20 protein-coding genes, 1 pseudogene and 1 other annotated feature are annotated in these 17954 nt (G+C 50.9%); of the genes and pseudogenes, 6 read left to right on the top strand and 15 right to left on the bottom strand.

All coding sequences use genetic code 11. From position 1 onward, the window contains the following. Positions 1 to 61 precede the first annotated feature (61 nt). From btuD to ACQ29O_RS09750, 13 genes and pseudogenes are all read right to left on the bottom strand, one after another. Positions 62 to 811 carry a vitamin B12 ABC transporter ATP-binding protein BtuD gene (gene btuD, locus ACQ29O_RS09810; RefSeq protein ID WP_000080608.1) on the bottom strand — a complete coding sequence of 250 codons (750 nt, stop codon included), beginning with the start codon at positions 809 to 811 and terminating at the stop codon, positions 62 to 64. Beyond that, positions 811 to 1362, bottom strand: a complete 552-nt coding sequence (locus tag ACQ29O_RS09805; protein WP_001181567.1) for a glutathione peroxidase — start codon at positions 1360 to 1362, stop codon at positions 811 to 813. The genes btuD and ACQ29O_RS09805 overlap by 1 nt, the downstream gene beginning before the upstream one ends. 91 nt (positions 1363 to 1453) lie before the next feature. Beyond that, entirely contained in the window at positions 1454 to 2434 is a 981-nt protein-coding gene (gene btuC / locus ACQ29O_RS09800; protein WP_000954982.1) for a vitamin B12 ABC transporter permease BtuC, read from the bottom strand. Positions 2435 to 2636: 202 nt separating this feature from the next. Further along, positions 2637 to 2936 (bottom strand): integration host factor subunit alpha, encoded by a 300-nt coding sequence (gene ihfA, locus ACQ29O_RS09795; RefSeq protein WP_001229266.1) that lies wholly within the window; start codon positions 2934 to 2936, stop codon positions 2637 to 2639. A 4-nt stretch (positions 2937 to 2940) separates the two neighbouring features. After that, complete coding sequence (gene pheT, locus ACQ29O_RS09790) at positions 2941 to 5328, bottom strand: phenylalanine--tRNA ligase subunit beta (RefSeq protein ID WP_000777153.1); 2388 nt, start codon at positions 5326 to 5328, stop codon at positions 2941 to 2943. Positions 5329 to 5343: 15 nt separating this feature from the next. After that, positions 5344 to 6327, bottom strand: a complete 984-nt coding sequence (gene pheS / locus ACQ29O_RS09785) for a phenylalanine--tRNA ligase subunit alpha (protein WP_000018570.1) — start codon at positions 6325 to 6327, stop codon at positions 5344 to 5346. Between the two features lie 62 nt (positions 6328 to 6389). Then, positions 6390 to 6513 (bottom strand) — a sequence feature (Phe leader region). Next, positions 6464 to 6508: a pheST operon leader peptide PheM gene (pheM, locus tag ACQ29O_RS09780; RefSeq protein WP_001386830.1), complete on the bottom strand. Its 45-nt coding sequence runs from the start codon at positions 6506 to 6508 to the stop codon at positions 6464 to 6466. Its footprint overlaps the feature before it by 45 nt. Positions 6514 to 6628: 115 nt before the next feature. Next, positions 6629 to 6985 carry a 50S ribosomal protein L20 gene (gene rplT / locus ACQ29O_RS09775; protein WP_000124850.1) on the bottom strand — a complete coding sequence of 119 codons (357 nt, stop codon included), beginning with the start codon at positions 6983 to 6985 and terminating at the stop codon, positions 6629 to 6631. Between the two features lie 50 nt (positions 6986 to 7035). Further along, positions 7036 to 7233, bottom strand: a complete 198-nt coding sequence (rpmI, locus tag ACQ29O_RS09770; RefSeq protein ID WP_001124225.1) for a 50S ribosomal protein L35 — start codon at positions 7231 to 7233, stop codon at positions 7036 to 7038. A gap of 95 nt (positions 7234 to 7328) precedes the next feature. Continuing rightward, positions 7329 to 7871, bottom strand: coding sequence for a translation initiation factor IF-3 (infC, locus tag ACQ29O_RS09765; RefSeq protein ID WP_031606433.1), 543 nt, complete (start codon positions 7869 to 7871; stop codon positions 7329 to 7331). A gap of 3 nt (positions 7872 to 7874) precedes the next feature. Continuing rightward, positions 7875 to 9803: a threonine--tRNA ligase gene (gene thrS / locus ACQ29O_RS09760; RefSeq protein ID WP_001144217.1), complete on the bottom strand. Its 1929-nt coding sequence runs from the start codon at positions 9801 to 9803 to the stop codon at positions 7875 to 7877. Between the two features lie 259 nt (positions 9804 to 10062). Next, the gene (locus tag ACQ29O_RS09755; RefSeq protein ID WP_001044085.1) at positions 10063 to 10917 is read right to left on the bottom strand and encodes a DNA/RNA non-specific endonuclease; all 855 of its coding nucleotides are present in this window, start codon (positions 10915 to 10917) and stop codon (positions 10063 to 10065) included. A gap of 20 nt (positions 10918 to 10937) precedes the next feature. Then, positions 10938 to 11227: pseudogene (locus tag ACQ29O_RS09750) on the bottom strand (hypothetical protein). A gap of 142 nt (positions 11228 to 11369) precedes the next feature. Between ACQ29O_RS09750 and ACQ29O_RS09745 the strand changes: the two are divergent. Then, positions 11370 to 12329 carry a lipid A deacylase LpxR family protein gene (locus ACQ29O_RS09745; protein WP_001046438.1) on the top strand — a complete coding sequence of 320 codons (960 nt, stop codon included), beginning with the start codon at positions 11370 to 11372 and terminating at the stop codon, positions 12327 to 12329. A 48-nt stretch (positions 12330 to 12377) separates the two neighbouring features. On the opposite strand, the gene ACQ29O_RS09740 is transcribed toward ACQ29O_RS09745, so the two are convergent. Next, positions 12378 to 13136, bottom strand: coding sequence for a DUF481 domain-containing protein (locus ACQ29O_RS09740; protein WP_000770981.1), 759 nt, complete (start codon positions 13134 to 13136; stop codon positions 12378 to 12380). A gap of 288 nt (positions 13137 to 13424) precedes the next feature. Between ACQ29O_RS09740 and pfkB the strand changes: the two genes are divergently transcribed. The 3 genes from pfkB to ACQ29O_RS09725 all read left to right on the top strand — a co-directional run bounded on the left by pfkB (position 13425) and on the right by ACQ29O_RS09725 (position 15710). After that, a complete protein-coding gene (pfkB, locus tag ACQ29O_RS09735; RefSeq protein ID WP_000251707.1) occupies positions 13425 to 14357 on the top strand; it encodes a 6-phosphofructokinase II in 933 nt (310 codons plus the stop codon). A 95-nt stretch (positions 14358 to 14452) separates the two neighbouring features. Next, entirely contained in the window at positions 14453 to 14743 is a 291-nt protein-coding gene (ghoS, locus tag ACQ29O_RS09730; protein WP_020936950.1) for a type V toxin-antitoxin system endoribonuclease antitoxin GhoS, read from the top strand. A gap of 106 nt (positions 14744 to 14849) precedes the next feature. Further along, entirely contained in the window at positions 14850 to 15710 is an 861-nt protein-coding gene (locus ACQ29O_RS09725) for a fructosamine kinase family protein (protein WP_000267688.1), read from the top strand. Between the two features lie 42 nt (positions 15711 to 15752). Here the strand turns inward: ACQ29O_RS09725 and ACQ29O_RS09720 are convergent, their stop codons facing one another. Further along, positions 15753 to 16289 (bottom strand): YniB family protein, encoded by a 537-nt coding sequence (locus tag ACQ29O_RS09720; RefSeq protein WP_000222154.1) that lies wholly within the window; start codon positions 16287 to 16289, stop codon positions 15753 to 15755. A 148-nt stretch (positions 16290 to 16437) separates the two neighbouring features. Between ACQ29O_RS09720 and hxpB the strand changes: the two genes are divergently transcribed. Both hxpB and ACQ29O_RS09710 read left to right on the top strand, forming a co-directional pair. Next, a complete protein-coding gene (gene hxpB / locus ACQ29O_RS09715; protein WP_000106845.1) occupies positions 16438 to 17106 on the top strand; it encodes a hexitol phosphatase HxpB in 669 nt (222 codons plus the stop codon). Positions 17107 to 17243: 137 nt separating this feature from the next. Continuing rightward, complete coding sequence (locus ACQ29O_RS09710; protein ID WP_000505804.1) at positions 17244 to 17843, top strand: metal-dependent hydrolase; 600 nt, start codon at positions 17244 to 17246, stop codon at positions 17841 to 17843. Positions 17844 to 17954: the final 111 nt, after the last annotated feature.

Raw genomic sequence — 17954 nt, 5'->3', positions numbered from 1 at the left:
TGTTTTTATTTTGGTATTAATTTAGCGTCGAAATTACCTGCTTTTCAAGAAACGATTTTACTTAAGTGGCCGAAATGAGCGTTGGATGCCCCTCGACGTCGAGTCGTCGAAAGCGCAGACCGTAGGCTTGCGCCAGATAAGAGGGGGTGAGCACCTCTTCCCGGCGGCCGCAGGCAATGAGTTTACCGCGCTTTAGTAACCAGGCTTTATGCGCATGGCGCAGCGTGTGGTTCAGATCGTGGCTACTCATCACAATCGCAATTCCTGCCTGACATAAATGATGTAATACCCGATCCAGAGCGTTTTGTTGCGCAACATCGAGACTGTTCATTGGCTCATCAAGCAGCAATAATTGACCGACCGGATTAGCGTCGGGATGAATTTGTAGTACAACGGCAGCAAGGCGAACACGCTGCCACTCGCCACCGGAAAGCTGATTCACGCTTCGCCCCAGTTTGTCGCCTAATCCAAGCATATCGGCCACCTCGTTAAGCTGCCCGGTTCGCGTTTTATCAGGTTGATGCAATGTCAGGTAATGCCAGACCGGCATGGCGAACGGCGGATTTTGCTGTTGCGCAAGATAAGCGCGGTGTTGGGCAAGCGTTGCCGTCGCCCATGCCTCCAGCGGCGCTCCGCCAAACCTGATGCTCCCCTCGCCGGAGGTTAACCCCGCCATACGCGCCAGTAGCGTGCTTTTCCCGGCACCGTTCGGCCCGACAAGATGAAGGATCTCTCCTGCGCTTACTTCGCCGGAAAGCGGCCCCAGGCGGGTGCTCTCGGCGACATCCTTTAATTGCATCAATTGAGACATTATTTTGCCAACGTGATTTTTATGCTTTCCATCACAATAGGATCTTCAGGCGTCATATCCGGCGAAAAACGCTGTACCACCTGACCATCCCGGCCTACCAAAAATTTTTCAAAATTCCACAGAATATCATCCGGATAGAGTGGCGTACGCCCTTTGCTTACCATCCGTTCGTAAAAGCCGCTCTTCTCCGGCGCGACTGCCGTTGGCGCAGCGGCTATCAGTTTTTGATACAGCGGATGGCGCGCGTCGCCATTCACATCAATTTTACTGAACATCGGGAACGTGACGCCCCAGGTGCTGGCACAATAGGTTTTAATCTCCTCTTCGCTGCCTGGCTCCTGCCCCATAAACTGGTTGCAGGGAAAACCCAACACGACAAACCCCTGATCTGCCCACGCCTTCTGGATATTTTCCAACTGTTCATATTGCGGAGTCAGGCCACATCTGGAGGCGACGTTTACAATGAGCAGCACTTTTCCGGCGTATTTTTCAAGTGTAGTGACCTCTCCATCAATCGTCGTAACGTGAGTATTAAGAAGCGAGTTTTGCATGGTGTCTCCCTGATGTCGGTAGAATAGCGGGTTTCATCGTTAGCCTTTAATCATAGACTGCGAATGATGAAAGCAGTTGTTTACCGATGCGCTAACGCGCGGATTTGAGTAGCAGCCAGATAAACACTGGTGCCCCCAATGTGGCGGTGACCACCCCGATAGGCAGTTCAGCCGACGCCAGCGCCAGTCGGGCGACCACATCAGCCAATAGCAGGGCGATAGCCCCGGCCAGCGCGCAGCCGGGAAGTAAAACCCGGTGATCGGTTAAACCACATAAGCGCAGGATGTGCGGAATAACCAGACCGATAAAACCAATCGCCCCCGCCATCGCCACGCTGACGCCCACCATCCAGCCGGTGGCGATGACCAACAAATTGCGCCAGAACCACAGCGGCAGGCCAAGCTGCCGCGCCGAGGTTTCCCCTAGCGCCAGCATATTCAGCGGTTGCGACTGGCAACATATCCAGATCAGTACCGGGATGAGCGCAATCATTAGCCAGCTCTGCTGCCAGTCAACGCCGCCAAATCCTCCCATCATCCAGTACATTAATTGCCGCAGATCGAAAGAGGTGGAAAAATAGATAGCCCACGTCATCAGCGCGCTACAGATAATGCCCAGCGCGACGCCCGCCAACAACAAGCGGCTGGTAGAGAGATGGCGACGCGCAAAACGCAGCAGGATTAACGTAATAATGAGCGCGCCGGCTATAGCGCACAGTCCCAGCGCCCATCCTGGCAGTTGCCCCTGCCCCAGTAAGACGGCGGCAATAAGCCCAACACCGGCCCCATTCGAAACGCCGAGCAGACCCGGTTCAGCAAGTGGGTTTTCAAACAGCGCCTGCATCACGGCGCCAGATAGCGCCAGCGCAGCGCCAACCAGCAATACCGCAAGCGTGCGGGGAAGGCGAATTTGCCAGACAAACAGTTCCCCCCGGGCGCTTAACCAGTCACCGGGGGCAATCCACTGTTCGCCTGCGCATAAGCTCAGAAGTGTAGCCAGTAGCACCAGCAGTGACAGGCTCAGAAGCCAGCGAACGTTTCGTCGCTGTTGTTGGCGGGCAAAAGTCAGCATGTTATCCATTCAGCTGAAAAGAGGTAGCGTGATTTTACGGTGGGTATCCTTTACTTGAAAGAAAAAAGGCCGCAATGCGGCCTTTTTAGTTATACGGGTCATCTTTCAGGCTGACAGATACGCTGTCATCCCGCTGATCTACTTTCGGGATGGCAGCGTATCTGCCGCAATACACCCTGATGGATGTTATGCCTAGATCTGATTACTCTTCTTTGGGCGAAGCGTTTTCGACCCGGCTCTTTAACTTCTGCCCGGGTCTGAAGGTCACCACGCGCCGTGCTGTAATAGGAATATCTTCACCCGTTTTCGGGTTACGCCCCGGACGTTGATTTTTATCACGCAGATCGAAGTTACCAAAACCAGAGAGTTTCACCTGCTCACCGTTTTCCAGAGCACGACGGATCTCTTCGAAAAACAGTTCAACCAGTTCTTTGGCATCCCGCTTGCTAAGCCCAAGCTTATCAAACAGATATTCTGACATTTCAGCTTTTGTAAGCGCCATAGGTTCAATCCCTCAATGATGCCTGGAATCGCTCTTTTAATGCCTCTACACATTTGGCGACGGTAGCGGCAATCTCCTCTTCTTCGAGTGTACGGTTGGTATCCTGAAGGATCAGGCTGATAGCGAGGCTCTTATAACCCTCCGCAACACCCTTACCGCGGTACACGTCAAATAAGTTTACGCCAACTACCTGATTTACGCCAACTTTCTTACATTCGGATAAAATATCCGCTGCGGGAACGTTTTCTGCAACAACAACCGCAATATCGCGACGGTTGGCCGGGAAGCGTGAAATCTCCCGCGCCTGCGGCACGATACGGTCTGCGAGCTTATTCCATTCCAGTTCAAACACCAGCGTACGACCATTCAGATCCAGTTTACGTTCCAGTTCAGGGTGAACAACCCCAATAAAACCAATACGTTCATCTTTCAGATAAATCGCCGCAGACTGTCCCGGATGCAGAGCCGGATTCATCTCCGCCTTAAACTGGATATCACCCAGTTTGCCGGTTAAATCCAATACTGCTTCCAGAGCGCCTTTCAAATCATAGAAATCAACGGTCTCTTTTGCCAGGTTCCAGTGCTCATCATAGCGGTTACCGCAAATCACGCCAGCCAGCATCAGATCCTGTCGAATACCCAGATTGGCTTGTGTATCCGGAACGAAACGTAAACCGGTTTCAAAAATACGCACGCGATTCTGCTGACGGTTTTGGTTATAGACCACCGTCGCCAACAATCCGCTCCACAGAGACAGACGCATCGCCGACATCTCAACGGAGATAGGGTTTGGCAGCAGCAGCGCTTCTGCGCCTGGATGGATGAGCTGTTGTACTTTAGGATCGACAAAGCTATAGGTAATCACTTCCTGATAGCCTTTGTCGTTCAGCATGGTTTTAACCCGCTTCAACGACAGATCGGCTTCACGGTGCGTCCCCATGATTAAACCGGCCTGAATTGGCTCGTCCGGAATATTGTTATAGCCGTAAACGCGGGCCACCTCTTCCACCAGATCTTCTTCAATCTCCATATCGAAACGCCAGGTCGGCGCTACGGCTTTCCACTCGTCCTGCCCTTCGGTCACTTCACAGCCCAGACGACGCAGAATATCACTGACCTGCTCATCCGCAATATGATGCCCGATCAGGCGATCCAGTTTACTGCGACGCAGCGTAATGGTGGCGCGTTTCGGCAACGTTGCTTCGTTGCTCACATCAATTATCGGACCCGCATCACCGCCACAGATATCAAGAAGCAGACGAGTAGCGCGCTCTATCGCTTTATATTGCAGCGCTGGGTCCACCCCGCGCTCGTAGCGGTGAGACGCATCGGTATGCAGACCGTGGCGGCGAGCGCGACCGGTGATAGACAGCGGATTAAAGTACGCACACTCCAGCAGCACATTTTGCGTTTCGCCGTTCACGCCGGAATGTTCGCCGCCAAAAATACCGGCTATCCCCAGCGCCTTATGGTGATCGGCGATCACCAGCGTGTCCGCATTTAACGTCGCTTCGCTACCGTCCAGCAGGACGACGGTTTCACCCTCTTTTGCCATCCGCACGACAATACCGCCATCAATGCGATCTTTATCGAAAGCATGCATTGGCTGACCCAGTTCGAGCAGCACATAGTTCGTGACGTCAACCACCGCATCGATGGAGCGAATACCGCAGCGACGCAGTTTCTCTTTCATCCACAGCGGCGTCGGCGCGTTAACATTGATGCCTTTTACCACCCGGCCAAGATAGCGAGGACACGCATCAGCGGCCTCTACCGTAATCGGCAGCGTATCGCTGATGGTTGCCGTAACCGGCACCATTTCAGGCTCCTGGAGCGGCGCTTTGTTCAGTACCGCCACATCACGCGCAACGCCGATGATACCTAAGCAATCCGCACGGTTCGGCGTGACGCTAATTTCGATGGTATTGTCGTCAAGCTTCAGGTATTCACGGATATCGGTACCCAGCGGCGCATCCGCCGGCAGTTCGATAATGCCGCTGTGATCGTCGGAAATCCCCAGTTCGGAGAAGGAGCACAGCATCCCTTCAGACGGTTCGCCGCGCAGTTTTGCCGCTTTAATTTTGAAATCGCCCGGCAGAATAGCGCCAATGGTGGCCACCGCTACTTTCAACCCCTGACGACAGTTTGGCGCGCCGCAGACGATATCCAACAGGCGTTCTCCGCCGACGTTGACTTTCGTTACACGCAATTTGTCAGCGTTCGGATGCTGGGCGCACTCAACCACTTCCCCAACCACAACGCCATTGAAGCTTCCCGCGACCGGCTCAACGCCGTCTACTTCCAGGCCAGCCATCGTAATCTGGTTAGCCAACGCATCGCTATCAATTGCCGGGTTAACCCACTCGCGTAACCACAGTTCGCTGAGTTTCATTGTTTTATCCTGCCTTTATTTAAACTGTTTGAGGAAACGCAGATCGTTTTCGAAGAATGAACGCAGGTCGGTGACGCCATAACGCAACATGGTCAGACGTTCCATCCCCATACCAAAAGCGAAGCCAGAATAGATTTCCGGATCGATACCGACATTGCGCAGCACATTCGGATGCACCATCCCGCAGCCCAGCACTTCCAGCCATTTGCCGTTTTTCCCCATCACATCCACTTCTGCAGAAGGTTCGGTAAACGGAAAATAAGAAGGACGGAAGCGAATCTGCAGATCCTCCTCAAAGAAATTACGCAGGAAGTCGTGCAGCGTACCTTTGAGGTTGGTGAAGCTGATGTTGGTATCAACAATCAGACCTTCCATCTGATGGAACATCGGAGTATGCGTCTGGTCGTAGTCATTACGGTATACACGGCCCGGCGCAATAATACGGATCGGCGGTTGCTGCGCTTTCATCGTCCGGATCTGGACGCCAGACGTCTGGGTCCGCAGCAGACGGGTCGCGTCAAACCAGAAGGTATCATGATCGGCGCGGGCCGGATGATGACCCGGAATGTTTAACGCATCGAAGTTATGGTAGTCATCTTCGATTTCCGGGCCAGTCGCCACGGTAAAACCAAGCTCACCGAAGAAACTTTCAATACGGTCAATGGTACGCGTGACCGGATGCAGACCGCCGTTCTCAATACGGCGCCCCGGCAGGGAGATATCGATGGTTTCAGCGGCCAGACGGGCGTTAAGCGCTGCGCTTTCCAGCTCGGCTTTACGCGCGTTAAGCGCCTGTTGTACCTGCTCTTTCGCGGCGTTAATGACTGCCCCGGCTGCCGGACGCTCTTCCGGCGGCAGATCGCGTAGGGTCGTCATCTGAAGGGTTAAATGCCCTTTCTTGCCCAAATATTCGACGCGTACATTGTCTAACGCGGCAACATCTGACGCCTGGTTAATGGCGGCCGCTGCATTGGCAACCAGCTCTGCGAGATGTGACATGGTTTTCCTCATTGTGTCGGTGAAGACACCGGTTCATTGGACGTAATCTCTCGATTTCAGATACAAAAAAAGCCTCCATCAGGAGGCTTTTTTGCGCTGTTTTTCGTTTCGTTTTTCACGCGCTAGCCTCCTGGGATCAGGTGCTAAAGTAAAAAAAGAAACGGAAAATAGCAGCGTTCATGCTTGCGTTACCTTATGTGGTAAAACCGAATATCCTTTATTGAAAAGGGTTACAGGTCAATTGTCAACTCACTGAACAGTAAATAAAAGAGAGGGAGCCAGGCTCCCTCTTTTCACTGGCTTATGCCAGAGCTGCTTTCGCTTTTTCAACCAGCGCGGTGAACGCGACTTTGTCGAATACGGCGATATCAGCCAGGATCTTACGGTCGATTTCAACAGAGGCTTTTTTCAGGCCGTTGATGAATTTGCTGTAAGAAATACCGTTCTGACGTGCTGCTGCGTTGATACGCGCAATCCACAGTTGACGGAACTGACGCTTACGTTGACGACGGTCACGGTAAGCATACTGACCAGCTTTGATAACTGCCTGGAAGGCAACGCGGTATACGCGAGAACGCGCACCGTAGTAGCCTTTGGCTTGTTTCAAAATTTTCTTGTGACGTGCGCGTGCAATTACACCACGTTTTACGCGAGCCATATGTGCTCTCCTGTATCTATTCTAATTAAAAAGTTAAAAACGTTAACGGCTTATGCGTACGGCAGGCACGCGATAACTAGGCCCAGATCGCCTTTAGAAACCATGGCTTTCGGACGCAGGTGACGTTTACGTTTAGTCGCTTTTTTGGTCAGAATGTGACGCAGGTTAGCGTGCTTGTGCTTAAAACCACCTTTACCGGTTTTTTTGAAGCGCTTAGCAGCACCGCGTACGGTCTTAATTTTTGGCATTTTAATAACTTCCACTTCGCATTGTTAATAAACGAAACATAGGCGAACAAAACCTGTGAAGCCCGAAGGCTTCACAGAGTTGTTACTTGAAGGCCTTACTGTTTCTTCTTAGGAGCAAGCACCATGATCATCTGACGGCCTTCGATCTTCGTTGGGAAGGATTCGACCACTGCCAGTTCTTGCAAATCGTCTTTCACGCGATTAAGCACTTCCATACCGATTTGCTGGTGGGCCATTTCACGACCGCGGAAACGCAGCGTGATTTTGGCCTTATCGCCCTCTTCGAGAAAGCGAATCAGGCTGCGGAGTTTTACCTGATAGTCGCCTTCATCTGTCCCAGGACGGAATTTAATTTCCTTCACCTGGATAACTTTTTGCTTTTTCTTCTGTTCCTTAGAAGACTTACTCTTTTCATAGAGGAATTTGCCGTAATCCATTATACGACAAACCGGCGGCTCGGCGTTAGGGCTGATTTCGACTAAGTCTACTCCGGCTTCTTCAGCTTTTTCCAGAGCTTCTCTCAGACTCACAATACCAAGCTGCTCGCCTTCCAGACCTGTTAAGCGAACTTCTTGCGCGCGAATTTCGCTATTAATACGATTCGGACGCACCGTTTGAACTCGTTTTCCGCCTTTAATACTTTATTCCTCCAGTTGTTGAAGACTGCGGCTGCGAATCTCTTGTTGCAGCTTCTCAATCACGTCATTTACGTCCAGACTGCCCAGGTCTTTACCGCGGCGGGTGCGAACGGCAACTTTGCCTGCTTCCACCTCTTTATCACCACAGACCAACATATAAGGGACACGACGTAAAGTGTGCTCGCGGATTTTAAAGCCAATCTTCTCATTTCTCAAGTCTGCTTTTACACGAATGCCCGCATTTTGTAGTTTCTGCGTCAATTCGTTAACGTATTCAGACTGCGAATCGGTAATATTCATCACGACTACCTGAACAGGCGCGAGCCATGTCGGGAAGAAACCAGCGAACTCTTCGGTCAGGATACCGATGAAGCGTTCCATCGACCCAAGAATCGCACGGTGAATCATTACCGGCACCTTGCGCTCGTTGTCTTCGCCTACATAGGAGGCGCTCAGACGAGACGGTAAGGAGAAGTCCAGCTGTACTGTACCGCACTGCCATGCACGATCGAGGCAGTCATATAAGGTAAACTCAATTTTCGGACCGTAGAATGCGCCTTCACCCAGTTGATACTCAAACGGGATATTATTTTCTTCCAGCGCAACCGCCAGATCCGCCTCAGCACGATCCCACATCTCATCGCTGCCGATACGCTTGTCAGGACGAGTGGAAAGCTTGACGACGATCTTCTCGAAGCCAAAGGTGCTGTACATATCGTAGACCATACGAATACAAGCGTTAACTTCATCGCGAATCTGCTCTTCGGTGCAGAAGATATGCGCATCATCCTGCGTAAAGCCGCGTACGCGCATCAGACCATGCAGCGCGCCTGATGGCTCGTTACGGTGGCAGCTACCGAATTCCGCCATACGCAGCGGCAAATCACGATAGGATTTCAGACCCTGGTTAAAGATCTGAACGTGGCCCGGGCAGTTCATCGGCTTGATGCAATATTCGCGGTTTTCTGAGGATGTGGTGAACATCGCATCTTTATAGTTGTCCCAGTGCCCGGTTTTTTCCCACAGCACACGGTCCATCATGAACGGGCCTTTAACTTCTTGATACTGGTACTCTTTGAGTTTAGAACGAACAAAGACTTCCAGCTCGCGGAAGATAGTCCAGCCGTCGTTATGCCAGAACACCATGCCCGGCGCTTCTTCCTGCATATGATACAGGTCGAGCTGCTTACCAATTTTACGGTGGTCGCGTTTTGCGGCCTCTTCCAGGCGCTGCAGATAAGCGTTCAGGGCTTTTTTATCTGCCCATGCCGTACCGTAAATACGCTGCAGCATCTTATTATTGCTGTCACCGCGCCAGTATGCGCCAGCAGTTTTCATCAGTTTAAAGTGATGGCAGAAACGCATATTCGGCACGTGCGGACCACGACACATGTCGACATATTCTTCATGATGGTACAAGCCTGGCTTATCATCATGGGCGATATTTTCATCAAGAATAGCGACTTTGTAAGTCTCGCCGCGCTTCACGAAGGTTTCGCGCGCGTCATGCCAGCTCACCTTTTTCTTGATAACGTCGTAATTTTTCTCGGCGAGCTCATGCATCCGCTTTTCGAGCGCTTCGACATCTTCCTGAGTTAGCGTGCGGTCAAGATCAACGTCATAGTAAAAACCGTTGTCGACAACCGGGCCGATCGCCATTTTCGTGTGCGGCCAAAGTTGCTTGATTGCGTGACCTAACAGATGCGCGCAAGAGTGACGAATGATCTCCAGACCCTCTTCATCTTTTGCGGTGATGATGGCAAGCGTCGCATCATTTTCAATCAGATCGGAAGCATCAACCAGCTCGCCATTCACACGGCCCGCAATGGTGGCTTTCGCCAGGCCAGGACCAATGTCCAGAGCAACATCCATCGGGCTTACAGGGTGGTCATAATGGCGTTGGCTGCCATCAGGAAGAGTAATAACAGGCATGTAATATCCTTATTTGCAGTGGTGACCCATACGCAAGATCACATACAAAGAGAAAATGAATTTATTGACAGTGAGTTGTGTATCCATCTAGCCAACCATTGCTAAATTGGCGCACAACCTTCGACACAGACGAAAATCGCTATTTTCGTCCGGCATGACGATGGTAACACTAAAAAAAGGGAGATTGCATCACTCTGTAGCAAATCAAGACCCTTGACAGGGTTTCTCCATTATCTTTCTACGCGCCGTATAGTGCTTCTCATCGACAACCTAACTTCTGCGCCAGACTCCCCTTTGTCGTTTTCACCTCGCTGGCTACCGCTTCAGGCAAGGCAGACCACAGCGTCAGCACTGGCTTCGTTTTATGTTCGATAGCCTCCACGGTAACCTGATAGTCGCAAAAATTCGCCGAACGGGGCGTATTCTGATCCATAATAAACGCAGCGTAATTTCCTTCACTTTTTGACGGCGCCGTTCCGGTGAATAAAACCTTCCAGTACCCGCTGGGAATTTCTACCGTCGCATCTTCTGGCAATGTGGCGATATGCCGCTCAAAAAGGGGGCCGGTCACTACGTGCACTACAGATACATCAGCCTGTTTGGCAAGTTCGCGCACCCGGTTTTCCAGTGCAGCCCATGCTCCCTGGTTCAGGGCGGATTTCTGCGGCGTAATATTCGATAAATAATTTAACGACGGCCAGTCCGAAACGCCGCCCAATCCTGCCAACGGCGCCTGGTGTCCCCTGTCGACTTTTAATAGCGTATGGGCATTTTTATAGGCCGAAGGGGCCAACGTATCCGAGGGCGGTAAATCGGGGTCCTGCGCCCAGTTCCGCGGGCGACCGCTTGCCTGGCTGGTCTTTGTCACGCTATAGGCAACCCAGTTGGCAAATTTCGTGGCGCTATTATTATTGAGCGTATAGACATGGCGATAGATTGTTTGTTGACTTCCTCCTTGAGGACAGCCAACGCTACAGTTATCAGGTTGCTGAACGAGTACGTTACGATGGGGTAACTCGGGTGCCGATATTATATCCTGGGGAGGATACGATGTAGTACATGCGCTTAATAATACTACGGGCAGTAATTTTAGCAGATTAATGGTTTTATTCACTTTTTCTTCCTTAATAATAACTACCCTAATAATTCAGATGGCAATAATTTGTTATATTACCCTACCAGCCGTTAGATGCGCTCATCATTAAAGACAACACTATCACGGTAAAAATTAATAACAGATAAAAATCGAAGACATCATAGAAAATGAGCTCAAAAGAATACAACGTGATATTCATATTGATACCAAAAAACATCGTATTATATGCATAATCGTGAAGCCAATAATTTCTCGCACTCAGATAGCGAATGAAAAATGGATATTCAATAATATCTGGCGCGTGTTTTTTAACACCATTTTTCAACATTAAGGCAACGTATCCTCTCAATGACTCGCTGCTGGCAGGAGTTTAGTTATATTTAAAGATTCAATAAGCACTGCGCATCATGCGGCTGTGCTTATTACTTTGTAAAAATAAGAGTATTCACTTTCATATTCAGGGGTAAAAAGTGAACAAATACAGCTATTGCGCAACGATGATTGCCGCCATACTCAGTACGACCACAATGGCCAATGCCAGTAGCCTTGCTATTTCAGTGGCGAATGATGATGCAGGTATATTTCAACCATCCTTAAATGCCCTTTATGGGCACCCGGCTGCAGACCGGGGTGATTATACTGCCGGGCTCTTTTTAGGCTACAGCCACGATCTCACTGACGCCAGTCAACTCTCTTTTCATATCGCGCAAGATATTTATTCTCCATCAGGCGCCAATAAGAGAAAGCCTGAAGCCGTCAAAGGCGACCGCGCGTTCAGCGCCTTTCTTCATACCGGACTGGAGTGGAATTCATTAGCCACCAATTGGTTACGTTATCGTTTAGGTACCGATATCGGCGTTATTGGTCCTGACGCAGGCGGTCAGGAGGTTCAGAATCGGGCGCATCGAATAATAGGCGCAGAAAAATACCCTGCCTGGCAGGATCAAATTGAAAACCGTTATGGTTACACGGCAAAAGGAATGGTCTCCCTTACGCCAGCTATTGATATTCTGGGTGTCAATGTGGGCTTCTATCCAGAAGTCTCTGCTGTCGGCGGCAATCTCTTCCAGTATTTGGGGTACGGCGCAACCGTTGCGCTGGGAAATGATAAGACCTTCAACTCTGATAATGGGTTTGGGTTATTGTCCCGCCGAGGGTTAATACACACTCAAAAAGAGGGATTGATCTATAAAGTATTTGCTGGCGTTGAGCGCAGGGAAGTTGATAAAAACTACACGTTACAGGGGAAAACGCTGCAAACAAAAATGGAAACGGTGGATATTAATAAAACCGTGGATGAATATCGCGTCGGTGCCACCATCGGCTATTCTCCCGTCGCATTTTCTCTTTCTTTAAACAAAGTCACGTCGGAATTTCGCACCGGAGACGACTATTCTTATATCAACGGAGACATCACCTTCTTCTTCTGAGGCGTCACCACGGAATAACCGGGTTACGTAACGTAACCCGGTACAATATTACATCTTATAGCCCAGCGTTACCGTAGTGCGACGATCGGTATGTTCAGGCGCTGATTCAGGCGGCTGCGAGTTCCACGTTAAATTATACCCCACCTTTAGACCAAAATGTTCGTTAATGGCGACATTGAGGGCTGTTTCCGAATTTAGTGTGGTGTCTTCTGCGCCAAATACTGACACCCCCTGTGTAAACTTAGCATTGTCAGTTAACTGCCAGGCATAGCTGCCGGAAGCATAACCCAACGGCTGCGTTTCAGTGGTATCGTCCGTATGTTCGTCATAGCGAACCCCTGGACCAAATTCAAAACGGAAGCTGTGCACTGGACCATTAAGGAACTGCCGCCCGTAACCGGCGGTCAGTACGTCGCGCTGACGATAACCGTTGAAACGGTCTGTCAGCCAACTGGCCTGGCCAAAGGTATAATCATAATCCGTCATATTAAAACGGTTACGCGCGCCTACCGCATATTTTTCTGAAGAGCGTTCATCATTAGAGGAGGTATTGCTGGCATTGCCCCATAATGACCAGGCAGTACGTTGTCCATACCAGGTCATCGCCGTGTCAGCCGTTAAGGAAGAACTTTTAGTATTGCCTGACTGAGCAAGGTAGCCCGCATTCAGATTACCTTCAAAAGGTTTTTTCGCGGTGGAGGGATCATCCATGACAGTAAAAACGGAATCATCGGCGGCGGCATACAGAGACGCGAACACGCCACCCGCCAGCATAACTACAGCGGGTACTGCCTTCAAAAGCTTCATTTATATAGAGTCCGTACAACTAAAAAAGAGACCACGACGGTCCCGGAAACTTTCATAGGGATCAATGACAAACGCCCCTGGAAAGGTAGCGAATTATAAGAAGCCCCGAATAACATAGCAATCAATTACTATTTCATTTTTTGAATAAGAACCCTCCCGAAGCATTCATTTATTTATATAACTTTACATCGTACTTCTTTAAATAAAGATCCGGAAAATCATATTGTTAATTCCTTCACTTTCCGGGGATTAAGTGCCAGACTGAAATCAGCCTAACAGGAGGTAACGATGGTACGTATCTATACGTTGACGCTTGCGCCCTCTCTCGATAGCGCAACAATCACGCCGCAAATTTATCCCGAAGGTAAACTGCGGTGCTCCGCGCCGGTATTCGAACCCGGCGGCGGGGGTATTAATGTCGCTCGCGCCATTGCGCATCTTGGCGGCACCGCGACCGCAATTTTCCCGGCTGGCGGCGCTACCGGCGAACATCTGGTCGCACTACTGGCTGACGAAAATGTCCCCGTGTCTACCGTCGATGCGAAAGACTGGACGCGTCAGAACCTGCACGTCCACGTCGAGTCCAGCGGCGAACAGTATCGTTTTGTTATGCCCGGCGCCACGCTGGACGATGACGAATTTCGCCAGCTTGAAGAACAGGTACTGGAAATTGAATCCGGGGCAATTCTGGTTATCAGCGGCAGCCTTCCGCCCGGCGTTAAGGTCGAGAAACTCACGCAACTGATTTCCGCCGCACAGAAGCAAGGCATTCGCTGCATTATTGATAGCTCTGGCGACGCGCTCACCGCCGCGCTGGCGCTTGGCGATATCGAACTGGTGAAACCTAACCTGAAAGAATTGAGCGCGTTGGTTAATCGCGATCTGACGCAGCCTGATGATGTGCGTAAAGCGGCCCAGGAATTAGTGCAAAGCGGCAAGGCTCGCCGGGTAGTGGTCTCTCTGGGGCCGCAAGGGGCGCTGGGCATAGACAGTGAGAATTGCATCCAGGTTGTTCCTCCCCCGGTGAAAAGTCAAAGTACTGTCGGCGCAGGCGACAGTATGGTGGGCGCGATGACGTTAAAACTGGCGCAAGACGCGTCGCTGGAAGAGATGGTGCGCTTTGGTGTGGCGGCAGGCAGCGCCGCTACGCTCAATCAAGGTACGCGTCTGTGTTCCCGTGACGATACCCAAAAAATATACGCCTATCTTTCCGCGCAATAATCGTATCCCCCTCGGCGAGGGGGATACCGGAAAATCGGTAACGGGCGGCGCATCCGCCGCTGTTAAAAACACAGTTGCTCCCAACGAGGTGAACGATGGCCAGTGGCGATATTACCCGTTATGTTATTACCGTAACCTTCCATGAAGATTCCCTGACCGAGATTAACGAACTCAATAATCATCTGACGCACAGCGGTTTTTTGCTGACATTAACGGACGATGAAGGGAATGTGCATGAGCTCGGCACCAATACGTTTGGCTTTGTTAGCGCTCAGAGCGCTGATGAAATCAAAGCGCTTGTCGCCGGACTTGCGAAAAGCGCATTAGATAAGGATGTCGACATTACCGTGGCGACCTGGGAGGCGTGGAGTAAAAACGCACAATAAGTGCCATTCCCGCCGCGGCGCGTCCGCGATGTGCGTTAGTTCGTATTTTTTAACCGCATTTTTGCGCTAACCTTATGATCTGGCAGACAACGTGGGGAGAGACATTATGTGGCAAGCTATCAGTCGTCTTTTAAGCGAGCAAGTCGGTGAAGGCGAAATCGAACTGCGTAATGAACTGCCTGGCGGAGAAGTTCATGCCGCATGGCATTTACGTTATTCAGGCCATGATTTTTTCGTAAAGTGCGATGAACGAGAAATGCTTCGCGGTTTTACCGCTGAAGCCGATCAGCTGGAGCTGCTCTCCCGCAGTAAAACCGTTGTTGTGCCTAAGGTATGGGCGGTAGGTTCGGATCGGGATTACAGCTTTTTAGTCATGGACTACCTCTCGCCCCGCCCGCTGGATGCCCATAATGCGTTTATTCTTGGGCAACAGCTGGCGCGCCTGCACCAATGGAGCGACCAACCTCAATTCGGCCTCGATTTTGACAACGCGCTCTCTACCACGCCGCAGCCGAATACTTGGCAACGCCGTTGGTCGACTTTTTTCGCCGAACAGCGCATTGGCTGGCAACTTGAACTCGCCGCGGAAAAAGGCATTACTTTTGGTAATATTGACGCCATTGTTGAACATGTTCAGCAACGTCTGGCGTCGCATCAACCGCAGCCTTCTCTTTTGCATGGCGATCTATGGTCGGCGAACTGCGCGCTTGGCCCTGACGGCCCCTATATCTTCGATCCAGCCTGCTATTGGGGCGACAGAGAATGCGATCTGGCGATGCTGCCGCTGCATACCGATCAGCCACCGCAGATTTATGACGGCTATCAGTCCGTTTCGCCGCTACCGCTGGATTTTCTCGACAGGCAGCCGATTTACCAGCTCTACACCCTGCTTAATCGGGCAAGGCTGTTTGGCGGTCAGCACCTGGCCACTGCGCAAAAAGCGATGGATCGGCTGCTTGCGGTATAGGTACAGCCCATGCCGGATACGGGCTATCCGGCATTTTTCAGTTTACATGAAGCCTAACAAGGAAAAGAAAAAGTAGCCGAGCACGATAATAATGACCGGCAAAATATAGAGCGGGAAAAACTGTAAAAAGATGGTATGGTGCGGCACCACGATACGTGACTCTATCTGCTCACGCGTTAGCCCTTCCGCGCCTTTTGCTTTTTCCAGGATCAACTGATCTTCCACGCCTTCACGCAAAAAACGTGACTGGCGGCTCATTCTGGCGCCGGAATCCTGCATCGCCAACCCGACAAAAATCAGAATAAAAATGAGCCAGAAACCGATATTCAGGCTTCCCTGAAAATTCGGCGTCGGCGAGTTGTACCAAAAAACATTCAGAAACGGCGTATTCACGCACATCATGTCTATCATTACGTGGGTAAAATCCAGCAATACCGCATTTATCCCCTCCTGCTTTTCACTGTGCGCATACATAAATTTAAGGACTGAGATGAGCGTGGAAAGCAGTGCCGGAATAAAAATAACCCACCCAACAACTCTTTTTAGGATTGCAATGCGTCCAGCTTGTTGATACGTCATGAGTTCCCCTTGATAAAGACGCGTCGTTTTGGCCTAAGTCTACCTGTTGATTCCCGTTTTCGCCTGATCTTTAAGGGCGATATACTAAGAACATGGTCATAATGAACGCTTAATTCGTTATTTTTTAATCTCAACAGGAGAGGTTGTGATGTCAACCCCACGTCAAATTCTTGCTGCAATTTTCGATATGGATGGACTACTGATCGATTCCGAACCGCTCTGGGATCGCGCTGAACTGGACGTGATGGCAAGTTTAGGCGTAGATATTACTCGGCGCCATGAACTGCCAGACACGCTTGGGCTACGCATTGATATGGTTGTCGATCTCTGGTTTGCGCAGCAACCGTGGAACGGCCCCGATCGCCAGGAAGTGACAAACCGTGTTATTGCCCGCGCGATTACGCTTATCGAAGAGACGCGCCCTCTTTTACCGGGTGTGCGCGAGGCCGTGGCGCTGTGTAAAGCGCAGGGGCTATTAGTGGGGCTTGCCTCGGCATCGCCGCTGCATATGCTGGAAAAAGTGCTCACCATGTTTGAACTGCGCGACAGTTTTGACGCGCTGGCCTCTGCGGAAAAATTGCCCTACAGCAAACCGCATCCGCAGGTCTATCTGGATTGTGCGGCCAAATTAGGTGTTGATCCATTAACCTGCGTGGCGCTGGAGGATTCGGTGAATGGTCTAATCGCGGCAAAGGCGGCGCGAATGCACGCCATTGTGGTGCCAGCAGAAGAAAACCAGCCTGATCCGCGCTTTGCGCTGGCGAATGTCAAACTTAACTCACTGACAGAGCTGACGGCGGCGCATCTACTCGGTTAAGATGTTTCCGAAACAAAGTCAACGGGCAATTAGCCGCTGAGCCAGACGGCAAGCGGCTTTGACAGAGACAAAGAGTTACAACGTCACCACTTCCGCCTACTGTATAAAAACCCTATACTGTATGAATTGACAGTTTAATGGGTTTTATCATGACGGCGGAAGGACATCTTCTTTTTTCTATAGCCAGCGCGGTTTTCGCCAAGAATGCCGAGTTAACGCCCGTCCTTGCGCACGGCGACTGGTGGCATATTATTCCTTCGGCTATTTTGACCTGTCTGCTGCCGGATATCGACCACCCCAAATCTTTTCTTGGTCAGCGCCTGAAATGGGTATCGAAACCGATCGCCCGCGCGTTCGGTCACCGGGGGTTTACCCATAGTCTGCTGGCGGTCTTTGCCCTACTGGCGACCTTTTATCTCAAGGTACCGGATACGTGGATTATCCCGGCGGATGCGCTGCAAGGCATGGTACTTGGCTATTTAAGCCATATCGTCGCGGATATGCTCACCCCCGCAGGCGTTCCCTTACTGTGGCCGTGCCGCTGGCGTTTCCGCCTGCCTATTCTGGCGCCGCGCAAAGGCAATCAACTGGAGCGATTTTTATGCATGGCGTTGTTTGCCTGGGCGGTGTGGATGCCACAGTCCATGCCGGAAAACAACGTCATACGCTGGTCTTCGCAGATGATTACTATCCTGCAAATGCAGTTCAATCGTTTTATAAATCACCAGATTGATTAGTAAATCAACGCCAAAATCATTTTTGGTATAAACCATTCCATTTGAATATAAGAGCCAGCTCACAGTTCTGCTAATCTTGCGCGAACAGAATCGCTAAAACACAGCGCTTCA

It is taken from the genome of Salmonella sp. GDC200615, assembly GCF_050574145.1.
In the GTDB taxonomy this organism is placed as follows: domain Bacteria; phylum Pseudomonadota; class Gammaproteobacteria; order Enterobacterales; family Enterobacteriaceae; genus Salmonella; species Salmonella enterica.
The sequence above is the reverse complement of the archived record's forward strand: the minus strand, read 5'-3'. Positions and strand labels throughout refer to the sequence as shown.